The organism is Alteraurantiacibacter lauratis, from assembly GCF_037154155.1.
GTDB lineage: Bacteria > Pseudomonadota > Alphaproteobacteria > Sphingomonadales > Sphingomonadaceae > Alteraurantiacibacter > Alteraurantiacibacter lauratis.
In genome coordinates this window covers 220,228-240,490 of the sequence record NZ_JBANRN010000001.1, presented here as the reverse complement: position 1 = coordinate 240,490, position 20,263 = coordinate 220,228, and the positions used below count along the sequence as shown (strand labels likewise).

General features: G+C 62.8%; 18 protein-coding genes, 1 tRNA gene and 1 pseudogene. 11 read left to right on the top strand and 9 right to left on the bottom strand.

The annotated features are described in order from the left end of the window. The first annotated feature begins 663 nt into the window (after positions 1-663). The 3 genes from WFP39_RS01110 to WFP39_RS01100 all read left to right on the top strand — a co-directional run bounded on the left by WFP39_RS01110 (position 664) and on the right by WFP39_RS01100 (position 5,384). Complete coding sequence (locus WFP39_RS01110) at positions 664-4,116, top strand: TonB-dependent receptor domain-containing protein (RefSeq protein ID WP_336917267.1); 3,453 nt, start codon at positions 664-666, stop codon at positions 4,114-4,116. Between the two features lie 135 nt (positions 4,117-4,251). Further along, positions 4,252-5,241, top strand: a complete 990-nt coding sequence (locus WFP39_RS01105; protein ID WP_336917266.1) for a zinc-dependent alcohol dehydrogenase family protein — start codon at positions 4,252-4,254, stop codon at positions 5,239-5,241. A 66-nt stretch (positions 5,242-5,307) separates the two neighbouring features. Then, positions 5,308-5,384 (top strand) — tRNA-Arg (locus tag WFP39_RS01100). 8 nt (positions 5,385-5,392) lie between these two features. Here the strand turns inward: WFP39_RS01100 and arsB are convergent. The 6 genes and pseudogenes from arsB to grxC all read right to left on the bottom strand — a co-directional run bounded on the left by arsB (position 5,393) and on the right by grxC (position 8,421). Further along, positions 5,393-6,445, bottom strand: a complete 1,053-nt coding sequence (gene arsB, locus WFP39_RS01095; RefSeq protein WP_336917265.1) for an ACR3 family arsenite efflux transporter — start codon at positions 6,443-6,445, stop codon at positions 5,393-5,395. Between the two features lie 3 nt (positions 6,446-6,448). Then, positions 6,449-6,571 (bottom strand): annotated as a pseudogene (locus WFP39_RS01090) (arsenate reductase); the annotation flags it as partial. Then, a complete protein-coding gene (locus WFP39_RS01085; protein WP_336917532.1) occupies positions 6,555-6,731 on the bottom strand; it encodes a hypothetical protein in 177 nt (58 codons plus the stop codon). The gene WFP39_RS01085 and the pseudogene WFP39_RS01090, both read right to left, overlap by 17 nt. A 103-nt stretch (positions 6,732-6,834) precedes the next feature. Continuing rightward, complete coding sequence (locus WFP39_RS01080) at positions 6,835-7,314, bottom strand: DUF1178 family protein (protein WP_336917264.1); 480 nt, start codon at positions 7,312-7,314, stop codon at positions 6,835-6,837. Then, a complete protein-coding gene (locus tag WFP39_RS01075) occupies positions 7,311-8,153 on the bottom strand; it encodes a carbon-nitrogen hydrolase family protein (protein ID WP_336917263.1) in 843 nt (280 codons plus the stop codon). The genes WFP39_RS01080 and WFP39_RS01075 overlap by 4 nt, the downstream gene beginning before the upstream one ends. 4 nt (positions 8,154-8,157) lie before the next feature. After that, positions 8,158-8,421: a glutaredoxin 3 gene (grxC, locus tag WFP39_RS01070; protein ID WP_336917262.1), complete on the bottom strand. Its 264-nt coding sequence runs from the start codon at positions 8,419-8,421 to the stop codon at positions 8,158-8,160. Between the two features lie 162 nt (positions 8,422-8,583). On the opposite strand from grxC, the gene WFP39_RS01065 reads away from it, so the two are divergent. Next, positions 8,584-9,057, top strand: coding sequence for an Hsp20 family protein (locus WFP39_RS01065; protein WP_336917261.1), 474 nt, complete (start codon positions 8,584-8,586; stop codon positions 9,055-9,057). A 285-nt stretch (positions 9,058-9,342) separates the two neighbouring features. Here WFP39_RS01065 and WFP39_RS01060 read toward each other — a convergent pair whose 3' ends face one another. The 3 genes from WFP39_RS01060 to tpiA form a co-directional block, all read right to left on the bottom strand. Beyond that, positions 9,343-10,983: a CTP synthase gene (locus tag WFP39_RS01060; RefSeq protein ID WP_336917260.1), complete on the bottom strand. Its 1,641-nt coding sequence runs from the start codon at positions 10,981-10,983 to the stop codon at positions 9,343-9,345. A gap of 134 nt (positions 10,984-11,117) precedes the next feature. Further along, positions 11,118-11,510, bottom strand: a complete 393-nt coding sequence (gene secG / locus WFP39_RS01055) for a preprotein translocase subunit SecG (RefSeq protein WP_336917259.1) — start codon at positions 11,508-11,510, stop codon at positions 11,118-11,120. Between the two features lie 88 nt (positions 11,511-11,598). Next, complete coding sequence (gene tpiA, locus WFP39_RS01050) at positions 11,599-12,360, bottom strand: triose-phosphate isomerase (RefSeq protein ID WP_336917258.1); 762 nt, start codon at positions 12,358-12,360, stop codon at positions 11,599-11,601. A gap of 248 nt (positions 12,361-12,608) precedes the next feature. Here tpiA and WFP39_RS01045 point away from each other — a divergent pair, with 248 nt between their 5' ends. From WFP39_RS01045 to WFP39_RS01015, 7 genes are all read left to right on the top strand, one after another. Next, on the top strand, positions 12,609-14,543 hold the full coding sequence (locus WFP39_RS01045) for a peptidylprolyl isomerase (RefSeq protein ID WP_336917257.1): 1,935 nt from the start codon (positions 12,609-12,611) through the stop codon (positions 14,541-14,543). Then, positions 14,540-16,099: an anthranilate synthase component I gene (trpE, locus tag WFP39_RS01040; protein WP_336917256.1), complete on the top strand. Its 1,560-nt coding sequence runs from the start codon at positions 14,540-14,542 to the stop codon at positions 16,097-16,099. The genes WFP39_RS01045 and trpE overlap by 4 nt, the downstream gene beginning before the upstream one ends. Positions 16,100-16,161: 62 nt before the next feature. After that, positions 16,162-16,764: an anthranilate synthase component II gene (locus WFP39_RS01035; RefSeq protein WP_336917255.1), complete on the top strand. Its 603-nt coding sequence runs from the start codon at positions 16,162-16,164 to the stop codon at positions 16,762-16,764. After that, positions 16,761-17,726 carry an anthranilate phosphoribosyltransferase gene (trpD, locus tag WFP39_RS01030; RefSeq protein ID WP_336917525.1) on the top strand — a complete coding sequence of 322 codons (966 nt, stop codon included), beginning with the start codon at positions 16,761-16,763 and terminating at the stop codon, positions 17,724-17,726. The genes WFP39_RS01035 and trpD overlap by 4 nt, the downstream gene beginning before the upstream one ends. Before the next feature lie 8 nt (positions 17,727-17,734). Continuing rightward, positions 17,735-18,523 (top strand): indole-3-glycerol phosphate synthase TrpC, encoded by a 789-nt coding sequence (trpC, locus tag WFP39_RS01025; RefSeq protein WP_336917254.1) that lies wholly within the window; start codon positions 17,735-17,737, stop codon positions 18,521-18,523. Positions 18,524-18,578: 55 nt separating this feature from the next. Next, positions 18,579-19,049, top strand: a complete 471-nt coding sequence (gene moaC, locus WFP39_RS01020; protein ID WP_336917253.1) for a cyclic pyranopterin monophosphate synthase MoaC — start codon at positions 18,579-18,581, stop codon at positions 19,047-19,049. Next, positions 19,046-20,254, top strand: coding sequence for a molybdopterin molybdotransferase MoeA (locus WFP39_RS01015; RefSeq protein ID WP_336917252.1), 1,209 nt, complete (start codon positions 19,046-19,048; stop codon positions 20,252-20,254). Before moaC ends, WFP39_RS01015 begins: the two co-directional genes overlap by 4 nt. The last annotated feature ends 9 nt before the right edge of the window (positions 20,255-20,263 follow it).

Sequence of the window (20,263 nt, the reverse complement as noted above, 5' to 3'; positions counted from 1 at the left end):
GCCGTGGAGGGGGAGGAAAAATCTGCTTCGCCGCGCCCATCCCGCTTCATATTAACCTCGCAACCAATTCATTTCACTTGCCAATTGCGCCGACCGGTAGCGCTTGGGAGCGTCCGAGGAAACCAATACGCACCGATGGACCTAGTCAATTTCCTCTAACCAAGACGGAAGTTGCCACGGCGATGCAGCTTGGCAACAGTTATTTCCGCCCTGCCATTGTGCGGGTGCCGCAAATTACGGATTTTGCGTATATATTTGCGGTTATGGTTACGCGAGTAACTGCAAACCCTGCACATCCTCTTCCGATTTCCCGGCGCAAACCTTCGCACCGGTTCTTCTTTCCCCAACCGGCTCCGGGAAGCGGGCTAGACACTGTCAACATCACGCAATATGCAAACAAGTCTGCGGTCTTGCCCGATTCAACAGGGGCAAGTCGCTGGGGGAGAGATTGCCTAGAACATCTGGCCGAAACGGCCGTTGATGGAGCCGGAAGCGCCGGCGTTCCTGTTTATCCGACCCCCAAAACGAAGTTCATCTGCCGGGCCGCGAGGCCTTCAGGGGATGGCAGGCGGCGTAACGCCGATGCCCGAAGCCGGCAGGGGGATCTTAAAAATCGCGCGTTTGCCTTCGGGCGGCGTGCGTTCACTGTGAAGGGAGCACCAAGTGAGGAGTTTGAGCAACAAGCAGGTCTTCAAGGCACTGCTGCTGGCCGGTGGGGCCAGCACTTTCGCAATGGCCGCGCCGGTCATGGCGCAAGACGAAGGCGCAAGCAGCGGCGACCGCATCGTGGTCACCGGCTCGCGCATTCAGCGCCAGGATTTCGAAGCGAACAGCCCGATCGTCACGATTGACGAGACGCTGCTGGAGCGCACCTCGACGGCGGCACTTGAATCCAACCTCAACCGTCTGCCGCAGTTCGTTCCGGCCAAGACCCCGACGCAGGGCGGCGACATTCAGCCGACCGCGACCAATACGCCGGGCGGCGCCACGATCTCGCTGCGCGGCATCGGTTCCAACCGTAACCTGGTTCTGCTCGATGGCCGCCGCGCCACTCCGGGCAACGCATCGGGGGTGGTTGACATCAGCACGATCCCGGCAGCTGCTGTCGAGCGCGTTGAAGTCATCACCGGCGGCGCTTCGGCCACCTATGGCGCCGACGCGATCGCGGGTGTGACCAACTTCATCCTGAAGAAGAACGTTAACGGCCTCGAACTCGACGCGCAGGCGAACATCACCCAGGAAGGTGATGGTTTCGAATATTCGCTGTCGGGTATCATGGGCACGGACTTTGCCGATGGCCGCGGCAACATCTCGATTGCCATGTCGCTGAACACGCGCGAAGCGAACTATCAGCGCGACCGCAAGTGGTATCAAGAACTGTGGGCTGATCCGACGACCGGTGGTGGCCGCTTCTTCCCGTTGTATGCCGGTGTTGCGCTGGAAATTGGCAATGCGCCCAACAGCAACACGTTCTACAATACCATTTTTCCGGGCACACGGCCCGACTTTGCCCCACCCGGCAGCACCAACCCGCTTCCGGGTAATCCGTATCCCAACACGGTCAGCGGGTTCAGCTTTGCGCCTGGGCCGAGCTTCTTCAATGTCTACGTGAACCCGTCGGATGGCAGCCTTTTCACCATTGGCCGCAACCAGCAAGGTGCACAGGGCCTTTGGGACGGCACGGTTTACCAGAATGACCTGGTGAAGACGACTGACACAGGCGCGCTGACCTTCGTGGACACAACGCCTTATCTGATCTTGCCGCTGACCCGCTACAACGCGCTGTTCAACGGCAATTACGAAATCAATGACTGGCTTGGCGTGTTTGCCCAGGGCATGTTCAGCCATGTGTCCACTCGCACCACCCAGCAGGGCGGCGCGCTGACAGCGGGTTGGGACGTGTTCTTCCCCTATGGCACCGGCGTTTACACCGGTTCGGCCATCCCCAGCACGGCCTATGGTTCGTACGGTCTGCCCAGTTCGGTCATCCTCAACGGCATGAATGGTTATGTTGACCCCACGCCGGGCGACCTCACTGACAACCCCACCAACCCGGCCTTCAGAAATGCCTATGGCGATAACTTCGCCTGCGCCCTGAATGCGACCGGCGGTTGCACCAACAACGAGCTGTTCGGCCAGTTCCTGCCGGCCGATCTGCGCGCCCTGCTGGATTCGCGTGCGAACCCGAATGGCCGCGTCGATCTGCGCTATGGCGTTCCGGAAAACCGCTCAGGCTTCAACGATGTGCTGACCTATCAGCTCACCGCTGGTCTTGAAGGTTATGTGCCGGGCACCGACTGGACGTGGGAAGTCTTCGTCAACCACGGGGAATCCAACACTCTGTCGCGACAGGAAGGCATCTTCTCGTTGGCACGCACCCGGACGCTCTTCATGGCGCCCGGCTTTGGCCTGGACTTCAACGCCAACTCGAACGATGCTTCACAGCGCTTCCAGTTCGGTGCGAACTTTGCCCGCTGCACCAGCGGCATGAACGTGTTCCAGCTGGAATGGGCCGAAATTTCGGATGACTGTAAGGCTGCTATCAATGCTGACCTGAAGAACCGGTCTTCGATCCGTCAGACTATTGTGGAAGCCAACGTACAGGGTGGCCTGTTCGAACTGCCTGCTGGCCAGCTGCGCTTTGCTCTTGGTGCCAGCTATCGCGAGCAGGATTTCGAGTTCATCAACGACACGCTGACCACTCAGGGTGCATCGTTCCTCGATCAGGCAATCGGCATCTACCCGTCGGCTGACTCGCGCGGCTTCTATGATGTGCATGAATTCTATGGTGAATTGCTGGTTCCGGTTCTCTCGGACCTGCCGCTGATCCAGGAATTCAATCTGGAACTGGGCGGACGCTATTCGGATTACAGCACCACCGGCGGCTCGTGGACCTACAAGATCCTGGGCGACTGGTCCGTGACCGATTGGCTGCGCATTCGTGGCGGTTACAACCGTGCAGAACGTGCACCGAATATTGCCGAACTGTTCCTGGCCCCGCAGCAGACCTTCGCAATCAACGCGCTGGGTGATATCTGCTCGGAAGCCTCGAACTACTTCGTGTCGGCCAATCCGAATGCGCCGGGTAACACTGCAGCGCGTGCCGCTGACGTCAAGGCAGTTTGTACGCAGATCATGGATCTGACGGCAGGTGCTGGACAGGGCGCAGCTTACTACTCGCGTCCGCTGGCTCAGCAGCCGCAGCCTGGTGCTGGCTTCACCTTCCCGACGCTCTACGGCAACCCGAACCTGCGTCCGGAAGTTGCTGACACGTGGACTGCCGGTGTGGTTATCCAGTCGCCCTTCACTTCCGAAGCGTTCTCGCGCATGCGGCTGTCGGTTGACTGGTTCAGCATCAAGTTGAAGAACGCGATCGGTTTCTCGCCGGGTGCGTCGATCCAGCAGTGCCTTGATCCTACCTACAACACCCTCGTCACCGGTGCTGCTAACAGCGCCTCGCAGGCCCTGGCAGCGGCTCAGTCGGCACTCTGCACGGGTGAAACCACCCGCGTGGTGTTTGACTCAGGCTTTGCTGCTCCGGCCCTCGGCAATGTCCGCATGTCGTTCACGAATGACGGCGTGGTGGATATCCAGGGTATCGACGCACAGATTGACTGGGCGTTTGATCTGGGTCCGGGCACGGTCAACTTGAACCTGCTGGGCAACTACTACCTGCACTACAAGGTGGCAGAGCTGTCCAGCAGTCCGATGTTTGACTATGCGGGTACCTTCGGCACCAGTTCGGCTGGTCTGAACCCCGGTGCGTATGAATACCGCATTCTGGCCAATCTCGGCTACCGCTTCGGCGCTGCGGGCATCAACCTGCAGTGGCAGCACCTGCCTTCGGTGGAAGACACCGCCGAAGCCACGCAGCCGACCCCGACCATCGGCGCTCCGTCGTATAACCTGTTCAACCTGAGCGGGACTTATGCGCTGAGCGATGCTGTCAACCTGCGCTTTGGTGTGGACAACCTGTTCAACAAGGCCCCGCCCTATACCGGTGTGAACCCCACCGCGAATGTGGCGGCCGGCCTCCAGTCGGGTGGTTCATTCAACAGCTTGTTCTACGACACGATCGGCCGTCGCTTCTTCCTGGGCGCGAACATTCAGTTCTAACTCAGTCAAGAACGGCAGCAGCCAACAGATCGGGGCCTCTCCTTTGCGGGAGAGGCCCCTTTCTGTTGCGGATCAGGCGTGGCTGGACAGCGCCCCGCCCGCTTGGCAAGACACGCGGCTAGGGAGAGAAACGCCATGACCAGAGTGATCCGTTTTCACGAAACCGGCGGGCCGGAAAAACTGAAGATCGAGGAAATGGAAGTGGGCTCGCCGGGCCGCGGCCATGTCCGCGTCCGCGTGGAAGCGGTAGGCCTTAACCGGGCCGAGGCAATGTATCGCGCAGGCAATTATCCTGTCCGCCCGCACCTCCCCAGCCTGATCGGATATGAAGGCGTTGGCACCATTACCGCGCTGGGCGAAGGCGTGGGGGATTATGCAGTGGGCCAGCGGGTGTGCGTACTGCCCATGATCCAGCAGGGCGAATACGGCATCTGGGCGGACGAAGCGATTGTACCTGCTCGCATTCTGCTCCCCGCGCCCGATTTCCTCTCGATCGAACAGGCTGCGGCGATCTGGATGCAGTATTTCACCGCCTATGCCCTTTACGAAGTGGCGCATATCGGCCCGAACGATGCGGTCATCATTCCGGCCGCTTCCTCCAGTGTGGGGATCGCCGCAATCCAGTTGTGCAACTGGGCAGGCGCTATTCCAATTGCGGCCACGCGCAGCAATGCCAAGGCCGCCGCGCTGACCGAACTGGGTGCGGCGCATGTGATTGCCACGGCGGAGGAGGATCTGGCCGCGCGCGTGATGGAAATTACCGGTGGGAAAGGGGCGGCCTGCGCCTTCGACCCGGTCGGCGGGCCCTATGTCGATACGCTGGCGCGTGCGCTGGGGGAACGCGGCATTCTGTTCGTCTATGGCGGACTGAGCGGCGAGCCGACGCCCTATCCGCACTGGCCGATGGCGTTCAAGGGCGCATCAATGCGTGGCTGGGTGGCAAGCGAAATCTGGAACCACCCCCATCGCTTCGCCGCCGCGCGCGAGAAAATCCTTGCCGGGCTGAAATGCGGCAAGCTGGAACCGGTGATTGCGAGAACCTTCAACGGGCTGGAATCACTGCCCGAAGCCAATGCCTTCCTCGAATCCAATGCGCAAATCGGCAAGGTCGTGGTGCGCTTCTAACCAGGCCCCCTGCCCGCCTTCGAAAGGTTGCCAGCCACCCGGCGCTTTCCTAAAGGGGGCCAAGGCGCGCCCGTAGCTCAGCAGGATAGAGCATCGGATTCCTAATCCGGGGGCCACAGGTTCGAATCCTGTCGGGCGCACCAGCTTCGCGTCAATCCGCACCAAACCTGCCGCGCGTGGCGTCAGCAAAGGCCACCAGTGACAGCATGTCCGGCACCTCGACCAAAACACCCGCGACCGTGGCCAACGCGGCGCCGCTCGAAAGTCCGAACAGGCCTGTTGCCACTGCGACCGCCAATTCAAAGAAGTTTGACGTGCCGATCATCGCGCGAGGCGCCGCGATGTTGAGCGGCACTTTCCACGCCCACGCCCAGGCCGCAGCAAATATCCCATAAGATTGGATGATAATGGGAACCGCGATCAGCCCAATCAGCAGCGGGTTGGATGTGATGGTGCCCGCCTGAAAGGCGAACAGGAGCACTACCGTTGCCAGCAGGCCGGTCACCGACCAAGGCTTCATCGTCGCGGTAAAGGCATCCACCGCCGAGGCATCGCCGCCATGCGCCACGATCACCCTTTCGCGTGCAATGGCACCTGCCACAAGCGGGACCACCACATACAGTACTACCGACAGTAGCAGGGTCTGCCAAGGCACCGCAATATCGGTGACGCCCAGGAGCAGGGCAACGATGGGCGCAAAGGCCACGATCATCACCAGATCGTTCACCGGCACGTGCACCAGCGTATAGGCGGGATCTCCGATGGTCATTTGCGACCGCACGAATACCATCGCGGCGCAGGGTGCTGCCCCCAGCAGGATTAGCCCCGCGATATATTGCCGCGCATCCTCGCGCGGCAGGATCCCCGCATAGAGGTAATCGAAGAACAGAATGGAAATCGCCGCCATCGTGAACGGCTTGACCAGCCAGTTGATCACCAGCGCGATAATCAGGCCCTTGGGCTTCTTGCCGATATTGCGCACGCTCGCGAAATCGACGCCAACCATCATCGGAAAGATCATCGCCCCAATCAGCACGGTCACAACCAGATTGACCGAGGCGAATTCGAGCGATGCCAGCGCCCCCTCCGCATCGGGGGCAATATTGCCAAGGATGATGCCTGCACCAATCGCCAGCGCCACCCACAACGACAGCCAGCGTTCAAACACACCCAAGGGCGATACGGCGGCCTCGTCCCGTGCCATTGGTCAGGCGTCCTTCCCCACACGGCGGCCATCAGCATCGATCTCCTGCTCGCCATCCTCCTTCGCAAAGGCGGCCATCTGTTCCGTCGGAAGAAGGTCGAGCATTTCCTCAGATAAGCGCGGCAAGAAGGTGCGAAAGTGGGGAAGACGGCACGCCCTGTCGTTCCGCAATAGCGCCGGCAATCAGCCCGTCCGGCCCGGCGATGACGAGAAGGCGAAACACCGAAAGCCGGGTATCATGCGCCAAGGCGCCCGGCGCATCCAGCGCCCAGGGCGGCGGCTTCAACTCACCAAGATCTGGCTCGGCCTCCAAAACTACCTTTCGAGAAATACCGAACGATTATTCCGGCACCTGCGTCAAGCGCTTATGTGCAACCGGAGCGGCAAAATCAGTTGATCGCCTTGGGGGGCGCAACCGGAAACGGCAGCGGGGCGATCTCAACCCCTTCGTCAATAAGGCGCCTCGCGTCCTCCAGGCTTGCCTCGCCGTGGATCGGAGCCGGTTCGATCTCGCCGTAATGCATTGCGCGCGCATCCTCGGCGAAGCGCGAGCCGACCCACTTGCTGCCCTTCAGCGCCTTTGCCTGTAACTCGGCCAGCTTGGCGAGGGCGAGCTGCACCTCAGGCGGAACCGGCGCATTGCTCATCTGCTGCAAGGCCGGCCCGGCGTGCGTCGACGCTGGCCCCTCGGCGCGCTGGTTGCCCTTGCGCGGCACGGCGGGGGCCATGGGCGCTTTTTCTACCCTGCCATCGCCACATTGCGGGCACGACAGCAACCCACGCTGCTTCTGCGCGGTAAAATCGTCCGACGAACCAAACCAGCCTTCGAACCGGTGGCCCTGGCCGCAAGAAAGATCGAACACAATCATACAGCATCCGATCTAGGGATCGCGCGACGATTGGCAAGGCTGGGCAATTGCCGCCGCACTTCGCCAATACGGCCCAGATCAAGGTCAGCAAAGCCAAGCCTGGCCTTTTCTCCTCCCAGATCGAGCAGAACTTGCCCCCACGGGTCCACCACGAGCGAATGACCATAGGTCTCGCGCCCGTCCTCATGCCGGCCCACTTGCGCAGCAGATACGACAAAGGCACTTGCCTCGATTGCGCGCGCTCTTTGCAGCACGTGCCAATGCGCCGCGCCCGTTGGCCGGGTGAAGGCGGCGGGAATGGCGATGATGTCGCAGCCGCGGCGTCCCAGTTCGTCAAACAGGGCGGGAAAGCGGATGTCATAACAGATTGCGAGGCCTAGCCGCACCGGCGCACTGCCTTCGCCCAGCGGCAGATCGACATGCACAACGCTATCGCCGGGGGCATAGGCCGCACTCTCGCGCCAGCTCTCGCCGCTCGCCAGCGCGACATCGAACATATGCATCTTGTCGTAAGTAACGAGAATTGATCCGTTTCCACCAATCACGAAGGCGCGGTTGGCATAGCGACCATCCCCGCGCGCCACCGCCAGCGATCCAAGCGCCACGAACAGTCCGGTTCGCGCCGCGGCTTCGCGCACTGCGGCCAGCACCAGATCGGCTTCTGCGGCAACGATCTTGCCTGCCGCCCTTGCCCGGTCGCGGTCTACCAGGCCGCTCATCTCCGGCGTGAACAGCATGCGCGCCCCCCCTGCCGCCGCTTCTTCCACTGCCTGCACCAGCGTGGCTGCGTTGGCGGCGGGATCAATCCCGCTGGTCATCTGAAGCAGGCCGATCCGCATGGCTTTACAAGCCCAGTAGCGCGTCCAGCTTGCCCGCCCGGTCCAGCGCTGCCAGATCGTCCGAACCGCCGATTGCCACATCGTCAATGAAGATTTGCGGCACAGTCACCGCATCGGGCTTGCGTTCCAGCATGGCACGCCTTTCGGGGCCGCCCATCGTGACATCATATTCCGTGTAATCGACCCCCTTGGCATCCAACAGCGCCTTGGCGCGCGCGCAATAGCCGCAAAACATCTTGGTATAGATTTCAACCTTTGGCTGCGCCACGATACTTCCCTTCTCTTTCAGACCCTTGGCCGCACTTGAAAGCGCAAGTCTGTACCCTATCTGAAAAGCGCCGCCAGCGCGAGGTGCTGGCGAAAGCGGCCGGGTGCCATGACGGGCCCGGTTGGCAAACACAAATTGCTCAAAACAGAGGATTTGCTGAATATGAACCGTATCGACCTTACCCCTTATCGTCGCTCCACCGTGGGCTTTGACCGGCTGTTCGACCTGCTGGAAAAGCAGGCGCAGCGCAATGCGGGGGACAATTACCCGCCCTTCAATATCGAACGGCGCGGCCCCGATTCCTATCGCATCACGATTGCTGTCGCCGGTTTCCGGGCGCAGGATCTGGAGATCACCGCGCAGGCCAACATGCTCGTGGTGCAAGGGCGCAAGCGCGAAGAAGAGTCCGGGGGCGAACTGCTGCATGTCGGCATCGCCAATCGCGGTTTTGAACGCCGCTTCGAACTTGCGGACTATGTTCGTGTGGAAGGGGCTGACCTCGCTGATGGTCTGTTGGTCATCGACCTCGTGCGCGAAGTCCCCGATGCGATGAAGCCCCGCAGGATCGCCATTGGTAGGCAGGCCAAACTGGAAGTGGTGAGCAAGGACGACGAGGCGGCTTCGCAAGTCGCCTGACTTCCCTTCGCTTTGCCGTATGGGGCGGCGCTGTTGGTCAGCACCGCCCCTCGGCGCAAAGGCGCCGACCTGTCAACCTGACACCCACCGGGTCGCAGAAGGGGGTGCCGGGCCAACGAGATTATGCTGGCAACGTGTTCACGCTGCCGCATCGCCGCGAATGCAGGGTCATCGCCCTGCCCGCGTCAGTATGTCGTGTTCCACCCCGTCCCCAAGCGCGTTTGTGGCCCTCGGAACGCCCCAAGGCAAGGGAAATATCCTACGAAATTATCCCCAGCTTAACCATCATACCAGGCGGGACTGCTTGACCGCCGCCGCAATGAAGCCGGCGAAAAGCGGGTGCGGATCGAACGGTTTGCTTTTCAGCTCCGGATGGAACTGCACGCCCACGAACCAAGGGTGATCGGGCCGTTCGACGATTTCGGGCAGCAGGCCATCAGGCGACATTCCGGAAAAGACGAGGCCGCCCTTTTCCAGAGGCTCCTTGTAGGCAGAGTTAACCTCGTAACGGTGGCGATGCCGCTCCGAAATCTGCGTGGCCCCGCCGTAAATCTGCGAGACATGGCTGTTGCCAGTCAGCACGGCGTCATAGGCCCCAAGGCGCATGGTGCCGCCCAGATCGGTGTTTGCAGACCGCTGCTGAAGGCCTTCCTTGCTCATCCATTCGGTGATGATGCCCACCACCGGCTCCTTCGTTTCACCAAATTCGGTGGAAGACGCATCGGCAATTCCGGCCGTGTTGCGCGCGCCTTCGATGCAGGCCATCTGCATTCCCAGGCAAATGCCGAAGAACGGCACCCCGCGTTCGCGCGCGAAACGGACGGCGGCAATCTTGCCCTCCGACCCGCGCTCGCCAAAGCCGCCGGGCACGAGGATGCCGTGCATCGGTTCGAGGTGGGCGGCGATATCGCTGTCGGGCAGTTCGAAAATCTCTGCATCAATCCACCGTATGCGCACCTTCACGCGGTTTGCCATTCCGCCATGAACCAGCGCCTCGTTCAGTGATTTATAGGCGTCGAGCAGGCCGACATATTTGCCGACAACGCCAATCGTCACTTCACCTTCGGGGTTCTCGTAGCGGTCAACAATGTCGGCCCAGACCGACATATCGGGTTCGCGCGCGCCTTCGAGCATCCCGAAATGGCGCAGCACCTCGGCATCCAACCCCTCGCGGTGATATTGCAGCGGCACGGCATAGATGCTGGAGGCATCAAGTGCCTGAATCACTGCTTCCTTGCGCACATTGCAGAACAGCGCGATCTTGGCGCGCTCGTTCTCCGGCAGCGGATGTTCGCAGCGGCAAAGCAGCAGGTTGGGTTGCACGCCAAGGCTGGTGAGTTCGCGCACCGAATGCTGGGTGGGCTTGGTCTTCAGCTCGCCCGCCGCGCTGATATAAGGCACCAGCGTGACATGGACGAGACAGGTCTGGTCGATCGGCAATTCGTTGCGCAGCTGGCGGATGGCTTCGATGAAGGGCAGGCTTTCGATGTCGCCCACCGTGCCACCAATTTCGCACAGGATGAAATCGTGGTCCTCCTGATCGGCAAGCGCGAACTCCTTGATCGCATCGGTGACGTGCGGGATCACCTGCACCGTTGCGCCAAGGTAATCCCCGCGCCGCTCGCGCGCGATGATGTCGCGGTAGACGCGGCCTGAGGTAATGTTGTCACTTTGCCGTGCCGATACGCCGGTGAAGCGTTCGTAATGCCCCAGGTCTAGGTCGGTCTCTGCCCCGTCATCGGTGACATAGACTTCGCCATGCTGATACGGGCTCATCGTGCCCGGATCGACATTGAGATAGGGATCGAACTTCCGGATGCGGACCTTGTAGCCACGCGCCTGCAAGAGGGCGGCAAGGCTTGCCGCCATCAGTCCCTTGCCAAGCGATGAGACCACGCCGCCGGTGATGAATATGTACCGCGCCATGGGAATGAAGCCGTAGGGTTCAAATCGGATTCGTGGCAAGCCGCGAATTGCCGATATTCACGATTGTTATATCAGCCCGCCGGCCAAGCCGGCGAAAATGGGTTGAAATGCGCTGCGCTTGGCCTTCGGGCGGATTATTCCGCCACGCCGGAGAGCGGATCAGCATTGGCCGGCGCAGGCGCTGCTCCCTCGCCCGCCGGAGCCGCATCGCCCGCCGGTTCCAGCCCTTCGATCGGTGCTGCCGCAGGGGCAATAGTGCGCTGCAGACTGTCGTCAATTTCTCGGCCGGAGGTTGCGTTGATCGCGACTGCAGCCAGCGCAATGGAAAGGCCGACAAACAGCACCGCCAGCCACTTTGTCGTACGGGTGAGGAAATCTGCCGCGCCGCGCGCCGACATCAGGCCGCCGGGGCTGCCGCCGCCGCCAATGCCAAGCCCTCCCCCTTCCGAGCGCTGCATCAGCACCACCACGACCAGCGCAAAGGCGACAATGGCCTGCACCACGGTGAGGAAAAGGAAAAGGCTCATGAAAAGGGTTCCGGCAAATTGATGCGTCTATCTAGGGGCGGCAGGCCGCCAGGGCAAGATGGGGCTTTGCAAGCTGGCCTGTGCCGCTTCAGCCTTCCTGCATTTCGGCGGCCACCGCGATGATGCCAAGGAAGCTCTCCGCCGTCAGGCTCGCACCGCCAACCAGCGCGCCGCCCACATCATCAGCGCCCAGCAATTCCGCGGCGTTCTCGGCCTTGACCGATCCACCATACAGGATGCGCACCTTGGCACCGGCTTCCTCGCCGTAGAAATCCTTGAGCACTTTGCGGATGGCGCGGTGCATGGCGCTCACATCGTCCGTGGTCGGTGTGCGGCCTGTACCAATCGCCCAGACAGGTTCATAGGCAACGGTCACTTTCTCCGCCGCTCCATCGGCGGTGGGAAGCGAGCCCTTGAGCTGGCGGGCGACCACGCTTTCGGCCTTTCCGGCGTCACGCTGCTCTTCGGTTTCGCCCACGCAGACGATCACGGACAGGCCAACGGCCAGCGCTGATTCGGCCTTCGCCTTCACATCGGCATCCGTTTCGCCGTGATCGGCGCGCCGTTCGGAATGGCCCACGATGACAAACCCGGCGCCCGCATCTTTCAGCATGGCGGCCGAGATGTCCCCCGTATGCGCGCCGCCTTCGGCCGCATGGCAATCCTGCGCGCCAACGCCGATCAGGCCGGCTTCCTTGCGCGTGGCGTGGATCAGCGTGAAAGGCGGCGCCAGCGCCACTTCCACCTTGATCAGGCGTTCGGCCGCGCGATCGATTGCGCGGGCTTCCGACAGCATGGAGCGGGTGCCATGCATTTTCCAGTTTCCGACGATATAGGGGCGCACGGCCATCTTGTTACCTTGCAATATCCAACACAGGACTATTCGGTGAGCCGCCAGCGGGGACGGCAATGGCCTGCGCGCTAGAGCGCGCTGCCGCGCTTGTCAAAGCCGGTTTTCTGCGCAGGCGGTATGTGCGCATGGCTGTTGCGGGCGCGCCGCAGGGGCGATAAAGCGCGAGGCGAACGGCCCGCCCGGTGTTGTGCCGGAAGCGTTTACATTGCCCCATTGCCATACTGCCAGACGAGACCCGCCCGATCATGCTCCAGTTTTTCCGCCGCTTCTTCCAATCCAAGGTCGGCATTGCCGTTACTCTTGGCTTTCTGGCGCTGATCGCATTTGCCTTTGCCAGTTCGGATGTGGCGAACACCGGCACGTTCGGGGGTGTGGCCGGAGGAGACCGGGTGGCCGTGGTAGGGGATACCCGGATCGATTCAAGTGATCTGGCCCAACGCACCAGCAATGTGCTGGCCCGCATCCGGCAACAAAACCCCACGTTGTCGATGGAAGCCTTCCTCGCCGAAAACGGTCTGCGCGACACGCTGGACGATCTCATCAACCGCACCGCGATTGCCGAATATGCCCAGCAGATGGGTTTCCGCGCCGGATCGCGGCTGGTCGACAGCGAAATCGTGGGCATGGCGAATATGCGCGCGCTGGACGGCAGTTTCGATACCGAGGCTTTCCGCACCGCGTTGCGCCAGCAAGGCATCAGCGAAGACATGTTCCGCCGCGACCTCGCCATGGGCCTGCTCGCCCGGCAGATGGTCGGCCCTGCCGAATTGGTGCCGCAGATGCCGCTGAAAATGGCGCAGCGTTATGCACAGCTTCGTCTGGAGACGCGCAGTGGCCTGATCGCGGCTCTGTCAGCCGAGGCCTTTGCACCTGCAACCGACCCGACCGACGCGCAATTGCAGACTTTCTATCAGGCCAACAGCACCGATTACATCCGCCCCGAACGTCGCGTAATCCGTTACGCGGTGTTTGGCGAAGAAGCCTTTGGCGCTGCGGCCACCCCGACGGAGGCACAGATTGCCGAGCGTTTCGAACGCGATAGCGCGCTCTACGCGGCCAGCGAGACGCGCAGCTTCACCCAGCTAATCGCTCCCACGCAGGCGGCTGCGCAGGCGATTGTGGACGAAGTGCGCGCCGGAACCAGTCTCGAAGCATCGGCGCGCAGCAAGGGGCTGAGCACGACCAGCGTGCCCTCGATTTCCCGCGCCGATCTTGCCACGCAAACCAGCAATGCCGTGGCGGACGCGGCCTTTGCGGCCGGCAATCGGGCCATTACCGCACCGGCGCAGGGCGATCTGGGCTGGTATGTGCTGCGCGTCGACAGCATCGAGCGGCGCGCCGCGCGCACGCTTGCGCAGGTTCGCGGCGAGATTGCCGAGCAGCTTGCCGCCGAACTGCGCCAGATCGCGCTCGGCGACGGAACCGCACGGATCGAGCAGGAGTTGTCCGAGGGCCGGAGCCTTGCCGAAGTGGCACAGGAACTGGGCGTGGAAATCACCACAACGCGCCCGATGACGGCCGCAGGGCAAATCTATGGCACGATGGAATCGGCCCCGGCCGCCCTTGCCCCGGTGCTTTCAACAGCTTTTGAAATGGATCGCGGCAATCCGCAACTTGCCGAGGCCGTGCCGGGCGAAAGCTTCATCATTTTTGATGTGGCCGACATAACGCCGTCTGCGGTAGCCCCGCTTGCCGAAATTCGCCCGCGCGTAATCGCCGACTGGAAACGCAGCGAAGGCATGCGTCTGGCGGGTGGCGCCGTGCAACGCATCTTGACCCGGGTGGGAAGTGGCACACCGCTCGCCGCCGCGCTTCAGGCCGAACGCGTCAGCATCCCCGCGCCGCAGTCGCTGCGTTTCAGCCGGCAGGAGCTGGAACGCTCTGGCCAAGTGGGCCGCCCGGTGGCGCTGTTCTTCTCCATGGCGGAGGGCACCACCAAGGCTCTGGAAGCACCCGAAGCGGGCGCGTGGTTCATCGTGCAGCTGAACGACATCAGCGCGCCAGACGTGGAAACCGAAAACCCCATCGTACGCGAAACGGCGCTGCAATTGCTGCCGTTCCAGCCCCGTGAACTGGCCGACCAGTTCATCGCCGCCATTCGCGCTCTGGTGAAGGTGGAAATCAACGAGCCGGCAGTGGAAGCGGTCGCGGCGCAATTGACCGGTCGCGGAAACAAATGAGCGGTCCACTGAACGTCCCGCAAACCCCGTCTGCAGCGCGCCCGGAAAACGCCGCCAATGCCCGTGCCGCGCTGGCCGCTGGCCGCCACGCGCTCGTCTGGCGCAAACTGGTGGCCGACACCGAAACGCCCGTGGGTGCAGCGCTGAAGCTGATCGAGCCGGGGCGCGGCGATTTCCTTCTGGAATCGGTGGAAGGCGGCGAGGTGCGCGGGCGTTATTCTCTCCTCGGCCTTGATCCCGATCTGATGTTTCGCGCAACAGGTGCGCAGTGCGAAGTGAACCGGGAATGGCAGCACGACCGGGATGCCTTCACCCCCCTGCCGGGCGACAGCCTGTCCGAACTGCGCGCATTGGTGCATTCGTGCCGTATCGACGTACCGGCAGAATTGCCTTCGGCCTTGGCCTGCATTGTCGGTTATTTCGGGTATGAGACGATCGGCCTGGTCGAGAAACTGCCGCGCGCACCGCAAAGCGATCTCGCCCTGCCCGATATGCTGTTTGCCCGGCCAACGTTGGTCCTGGTTTTCGACCGACTGACTGACAGCCTGTTCTGCATCGCACCGCTTTGGGCAGATGGCAGCGACCCTGATCGCGCGATCGAGCTGGCGGGCGAGCGGATTGACGAGGCGCTGCGCAGGCTGGGCCGCGCTGCACCGCACACGCCCCGCGTGCAGGATGTGCCGGAAATGGCGCTGAACCCGGTGCTCGCCCCGGCCGATTACGAAGCCATGGTGCTGAGGGCCAAGGATTACATTACCGCGGGCGACATTTTCCAGGTGGTGCTGGCGCAGCGGTTTACCTGCCCCTTTCCGCTTCCGCCCTTTGCGCTTTACCGCGCCTTGCGGCGAGTGAACCCCTCGCCCTTCCTCTATTTCCTCGATCTGCCGGGCTTTGCCGTCGTCGGCTCCAGCCCCGAAATTCTGGTGCGCGTGCGCCCCGATGCCAATGGCGAGGCTGAGGTGACCATCCGCCCCATCGCCGGCACACGCCCGCGCGGCAAGACGCCCGAAGAAGACGCGGCGAACGAGGCAAGTCTGCTGGCCGATCCCAAGGAATGTGCGGAGCATCTGATGCTGCTCGATCTCGGCCGCAATGATGTGGGCCGCGTGGCATCAGCGGGCAGCGTCAAGGTGACCGCCAGCTACACCATCGAACGTTACAGTCATGTCATGCACATCGTCAGCAATGTCGTGGGCAAGCTGGCGCCGGGCAAGGACGCGCTGGATGCGCTGTTCGCAGGTTTTCCGGCAGGTACGGTTTCGGGGGCGCCTAAGGTGCGCGCCTGCCAGATCATTGCCGAACTGGAGCCCGAAACGCGGGGGCCTTATGCGGGCGGCGTCGGCTATTTCGCGCCCGATGGTTCGGTGGACAGCTGCATCGTTTTGCGCACGGCCGTTGTGAAGGACGGCGTCATGCATGTGCAGGCGGGCGGCGGCATCGTCGCCGACAGCGATCCTGCCTATGAAGCTGCCGAATGCCGCCATAAGGCCAGCGCGCTGGTCGCCGCCGCGCGCGAGGCCGCGCGCGTGGCAGCCGAGCCGGAGTTCGGGCAATGAGCGCGACTACCGCCATTAATACCCTTGCGGCTCACCCCGCTTCGGGCCGATAGGGCGCAGCCATGATCCTCGTCATCGACAATTACGACAGCTTCACCTTCAACCTGGTCCATTACGTGATGGAACTGGGGGCGCACGTGCAGGTGGTGCGCAACGATGCGCTCACCGTGGAAGAGGCGTTGGCGCTGAAGCCTGCGGGCGTGCTGCTCTCCCCCGGCCCATGCACCCCGAACGAAGCCGGGATCAGCCTGCCGCTGGTCGGTGCCTGTGCCGATGCGGGCCTGCCATTGCTGGGCGTTTGCCTTGGCCACCAGTCGATCGGCCAGTATTTCGGCGGCAAGGTGGTGCGCGGCGGGCTAATGCATGGCAAGACCTCTCTCGTCACCCATGACGGGACCGGCGTGTTCGCCGGCCTGCCCAGCCCCTACACCGCCACGCGCTATCACTCGCTGATCGTGGAAGACATTCCTGATTGCCTGCTCGTCAACGCGACCAGCGAAACGCCGGGGATCGATGGCACCGCGGTGATGGGTTTCCGCCACCGCGACCTGCCGATTCACGGCGTGCAGTTCCACCCGGAAAGCATCGCGACCGAACACGGCCATGCCCTGCTCGCCAATTTCGTGCGGATGTGCGGGATCGCACCGAAAGCCATCGCGGCATGAGCCTGTCCTTTGCCGAGGCAGAGTTGCTGTTCGGGCAGATGCTCGACGGCAAGATGGCCGATGCCGAAATCCGCGAATTGCTGATCGACATGGCAGACCGGGGCGAAACTGCGGAAGAGATTGCCGGAGCCGCGAGCGCGATGCGTGCCCGGATGAAGCGCATCACCGCCCCGGCCAACGCGATAGACGTCTGCGGCACGGGCGGCGATGGACAGCACAGCCTCAACATCTCGACTGCGGTGGCGCTTGTGGTGGCGGCCTGCGGCGTGCCGGTGGCGAAGCACGGCAACCGCGCGGCCAGTTCCAAGGCGGGCGCAGCGGATACGCTGGAGGCGTTGGGACTCAATCTGTCGCGTGCGGGCGAAATGGCGGAACAGACGCTGCCCGATATAGGCATTGCCTTCCTGTTTGCGCAGGTACATCATCCCGCGCTGAAATGGGTGATGCCGATCCGGCGGGAGATTGGGCGCCGCACGATTTTCAACCTGCTGGGGCCCATAGCCAATCCGGCAGGCGTATCGCGCCAGCTTATCGGCATCGCGAACCCTGCCTATGTCCCCATATACCGCGATGCCATGCAATTGCTTGGCATGGACAAGGTGATGATTGTCGCCGGGATGGAAGGGCTGGATGAACTTTCCATTGCCGGGCCAAGTCGGGTTGCGACCCTTGGCATTGATGGGATTTCTGACACCGTTTTGCCGGATGACGCCGGTCTTGCCCGCCACAAGCTCGATGCCATTCGCGGCGGCGATGCAGCATTCAACGCGGCCGCCTTGCGTCGTCTTCTGGAAGGCGAGGAAGGCGCATACCGTGATGCCGTGCTGCTGAATGCGGCAGGCGCGCTGATCGTAGCGGGCGAGGCAGCGGGCTGGCGCGAAGGTGTTGAGGAAGCCGCCGAAGCCATCGACAAAGGGCTTGCCAAGGCGCTGCTCGATTGCTGGATCGCCGCGTGCAAGTAACCGGAACCATGACCAACAAGCTCATCGAAATCTGCGACACCAAGCGCGGTGAAGTAGCGCAGCGCAAGGCGCTCGCCTCACTGGCGGATCTCGACGCCGCCGCCGCTCTCCAATCCGCCCCGCGCGGGTTCGAAGCGGCGCTGCGCGCCAAGGCGGCAGAGGGATTCGCGCTGATTGCCGAGATCAAGAAGGCGAGTCCGTCAAAGGGTCTGATCCGGGCCGATTTCGCACCCGCCGACCATGCCCGCGCCTATCAGGCGGGGGGTGCGGCATGCCTTTCGGTGCTCACCGATGCGCCCTATTTCCAGGGAAGCGAGGATTATCTGGTTGCCGCCCGCGCGGCGTGCGACCTGCCGGTTCTGCGCAAGGATTTCATGGTTGATCCCTGGCAGGTTGCCGAGGCCCGCGCGATCGGGGCCGACGCCATCCTCATCATTGTTGCCGCGCTGGAAGATGGCGTCATGGCCGAGATCGAGGCCGCCGCGACCGAGCGCGGCATGGATGTGCTGGTGGAAGTGCATGACGAGGCCGAGATGGAACGCGCCGCGCGCCTCCGCTCGCGCCTGATCGGGGTCAACAACCGCGATCTGCGTTCCTTTGTAACCGATCTGGGAACCACCGAACGACTCGCCCCGCTTGCGCCTGCAGGCACGCTGCTGGTGGGGGAAAGCGGGATCAACAGCCACGCGGATTGCCTGCGCCTTGCCGCCGCCGGAGTGCGCACCTTTCTGGTGGGGGAAAGCCTGATGCGGCAAGGCGATGTTGCCGCGGCCACGCGGGCGCTGCTGGGCGGGTGAAGCTGTAACCTGCAGGCATCTGTGCAAGGCCGGTTCAATCTGGCATGGCCCCGCTATGACAAAGCTTACCCATCTCGACGATAGCGGTGCCGCGCGCATGGTGGATGTCGGCGGCAAATCTCCGACCGACCGCAGTGCCACCGCTGCTGGCTTCATCCGTATGTCGCCCGCGACGCTTGCCGCTGTGCGCGAGGGTTCCGGCCCCAAGGGCGATGTTCTGGCAGCGGCCCGTATCGCCGGGATCATGGCCGCCAAAAGAACGGGGGATCTCATTCCACTCTGCCATCCGCTTGCGCTGGATGCGGTAGCGGTCGATTTCACTTTCGAGGCCGAGGGGATCGCCGTCTTCGCCCGCGCCTCCCTGACCGGCAAGACCGGCGTTGAGATGGAGGCGCTCACTGCTGCATCGATGGCGCTGCTGACAATCTATGATATGGCCAAGGCGCTGGAAAAGGGCATGGTGATCGAGAATCTGCGTCTGATCGAAAAGACCGGAGGCAAAAGCGGGGACTGGCGCGCGGCATGAGCAAGGCGTGCGGCTTGCTTGACTGGCGATTGGCGCAGGACCGGCTGCTTGCCGCGGTCGCTCCCACGAGCACAGAGCGCGTGCCGACCGCAAGTGCAAGCGGGCGTGTTCTGGCCCAACCCCTAATTGCCCGCCGCAACCAGCCTGCAACCGATTTGTCCGCCATGGATGGCTATGCCGTCGGCGCCGGTGACCTGACAGGCCCCTGGCAGCTCGTGGGCGAAAGCGCGGCGGGGCACCCGTTTACCGGCAATCTGACGGCAGGTCAGGCCGTGCGCATCTCCACTGGCGCGCTCGTTCCTGCCGGGGCGAAAGCCATTCTGCTGCAAGAGAATGCGCGCATTGATGGCAATCAGCTCAGCACAATCACCGGCACCAAGGCCGAGGCAAAGCATATCCGCCGCGCCGCGTTCGATTTCGCTGCGGGCGATACGCTGCTGAATGCAGGGACCTCGCTTTCCCCGGCTGCTCTCGCGCTCGCCCTGATGGGCGGGCATGGCATTGTTGATGTGTTCCGCCGCCCCTCGCTTGCCGTCATCGACAGCGGGGACGAACTGGCGAGCGATCCCGCCGCCACGTTGCCGCACCAGATTCCTTCCAGCAACGGACCGATGCTCGCCGCGATGGCCGCTCCCTATGTCTCCGCGGTGGAGCGGATCGGCCCGGTAGCCGACCGCAAGGCCAATCTGCTTGCCGCCCTGGAATGTGCCTCCGCCGCTGATGTCATAGTGACCAGCGGCGGAGCATCGGTTGGAGACCACGATCTCGTTCGGCCAGCTTTAGAGGAATGGGGCGCAACGATCGATTTCTGGCGCATCGCGCTGAAACCCGGAAAGCCGTTGATGGTGGCCCGGCGCGGGAAAACGGTGATCCTGGGCCTTCCGGGCAATCCGGTATCGAGCTTCGTCACCGGATGGCTCTTTCTTCTCCCCTTGCTGCGCCGGATGGGCGGCCATGCCGCACCTGTGCCGCAGGCTGTCATGCGGCTTGTTGAAGGCGATCTTCCGGCAACACACGAAAGGGCTGAATTTCTGCGAGGCATTGCCACAGATGATGCAGTTGCGCCGCTCGATGAACAGGACAGCAGCGCCTTGCGGGTGCTCAGCCAGGCAAATGCGCTCATCTACCGCCCACCCGGCTCACCAGCCCACCCCGCAGGTTCCCCCGCGCCGGTCTATCTGCTCCAAAATGGCGGTATCGCTTGACTTGGGCGG

Bases quoted from the DNA above. Each gene is read 5' to 3' on its own strand.
- trpC (WP_336917254.1), top strand. From the start codon at position 17,735: ATGACCAACAAGCTCATCGAAATCTGCGACACCAAGCGCGGTGAAGTA.
- arsB (WP_336917265.1), bottom strand. From the start codon at position 6,445: ATGGCACGGGACGAGGCCGCCGTATCGCCCTTGGGTGTGTTTGAACGC.
- WFP39_RS01060 (WP_336917260.1), bottom strand. From the start codon at position 10,983: ATGGCGCGGTACATATTCATCACCGGCGGCGTGGTCTCATCGCTTGGC.
- WFP39_RS01035 (WP_336917255.1), top strand. From the start codon at position 16,162: ATGATCCTCGTCATCGACAATTACGACAGCTTCACCTTCAACCTGGTC.
- secG (WP_336917259.1), bottom strand. From the start codon at position 11,510: ATGAGCCTTTTCCTTTTCCTCACCGTGGTGCAGGCCATTGTCGCCTTT.
- WFP39_RS01045 (WP_336917257.1), top strand. From the start codon at position 12,609: ATGCTCCAGTTTTTCCGCCGCTTCTTCCAATCCAAGGTCGGCATTGCC.
- trpE (WP_336917256.1), top strand. From the start codon at position 14,540: ATGAGCGGTCCACTGAACGTCCCGCAAACCCCGTCTGCAGCGCGCCCG.
- WFP39_RS01075 (WP_336917263.1), bottom strand. From the start codon at position 8,153: ATGCGGATCGGCCTGCTTCAGATGACCAGCGGGATTGATCCCGCCGCC.
- WFP39_RS01015 (WP_336917252.1), top strand. From the start codon at position 19,046: ATGAGCAAGGCGTGCGGCTTGCTTGACTGGCGATTGGCGCAGGACCGG.
- trpD (WP_336917525.1), top strand. From the start codon at position 16,761: ATGAGCCTGTCCTTTGCCGAGGCAGAGTTGCTGTTCGGGCAGATGCTC.
- tpiA (WP_336917258.1), bottom strand. From the start codon at position 12,360: ATGGCCGTGCGCCCCTATATCGTCGGAAACTGGAAAATGCATGGCACC.
- WFP39_RS01105 (WP_336917266.1), top strand. From the start codon at position 4,252: ATGACCAGAGTGATCCGTTTTCACGAAACCGGCGGGCCGGAAAAACTG.
- moaC (WP_336917253.1), top strand. From the start codon at position 18,579: ATGACAAAGCTTACCCATCTCGACGATAGCGGTGCCGCGCGCATGGTG.
- WFP39_RS01080 (WP_336917264.1), bottom strand. From the start codon at position 7,314: ATGATTGTGTTCGATCTTTCTTGCGGCCAGGGCCACCGGTTCGAAGGC.
- WFP39_RS01065 (WP_336917261.1), top strand. From the start codon at position 8,584: ATGAACCGTATCGACCTTACCCCTTATCGTCGCTCCACCGTGGGCTTT.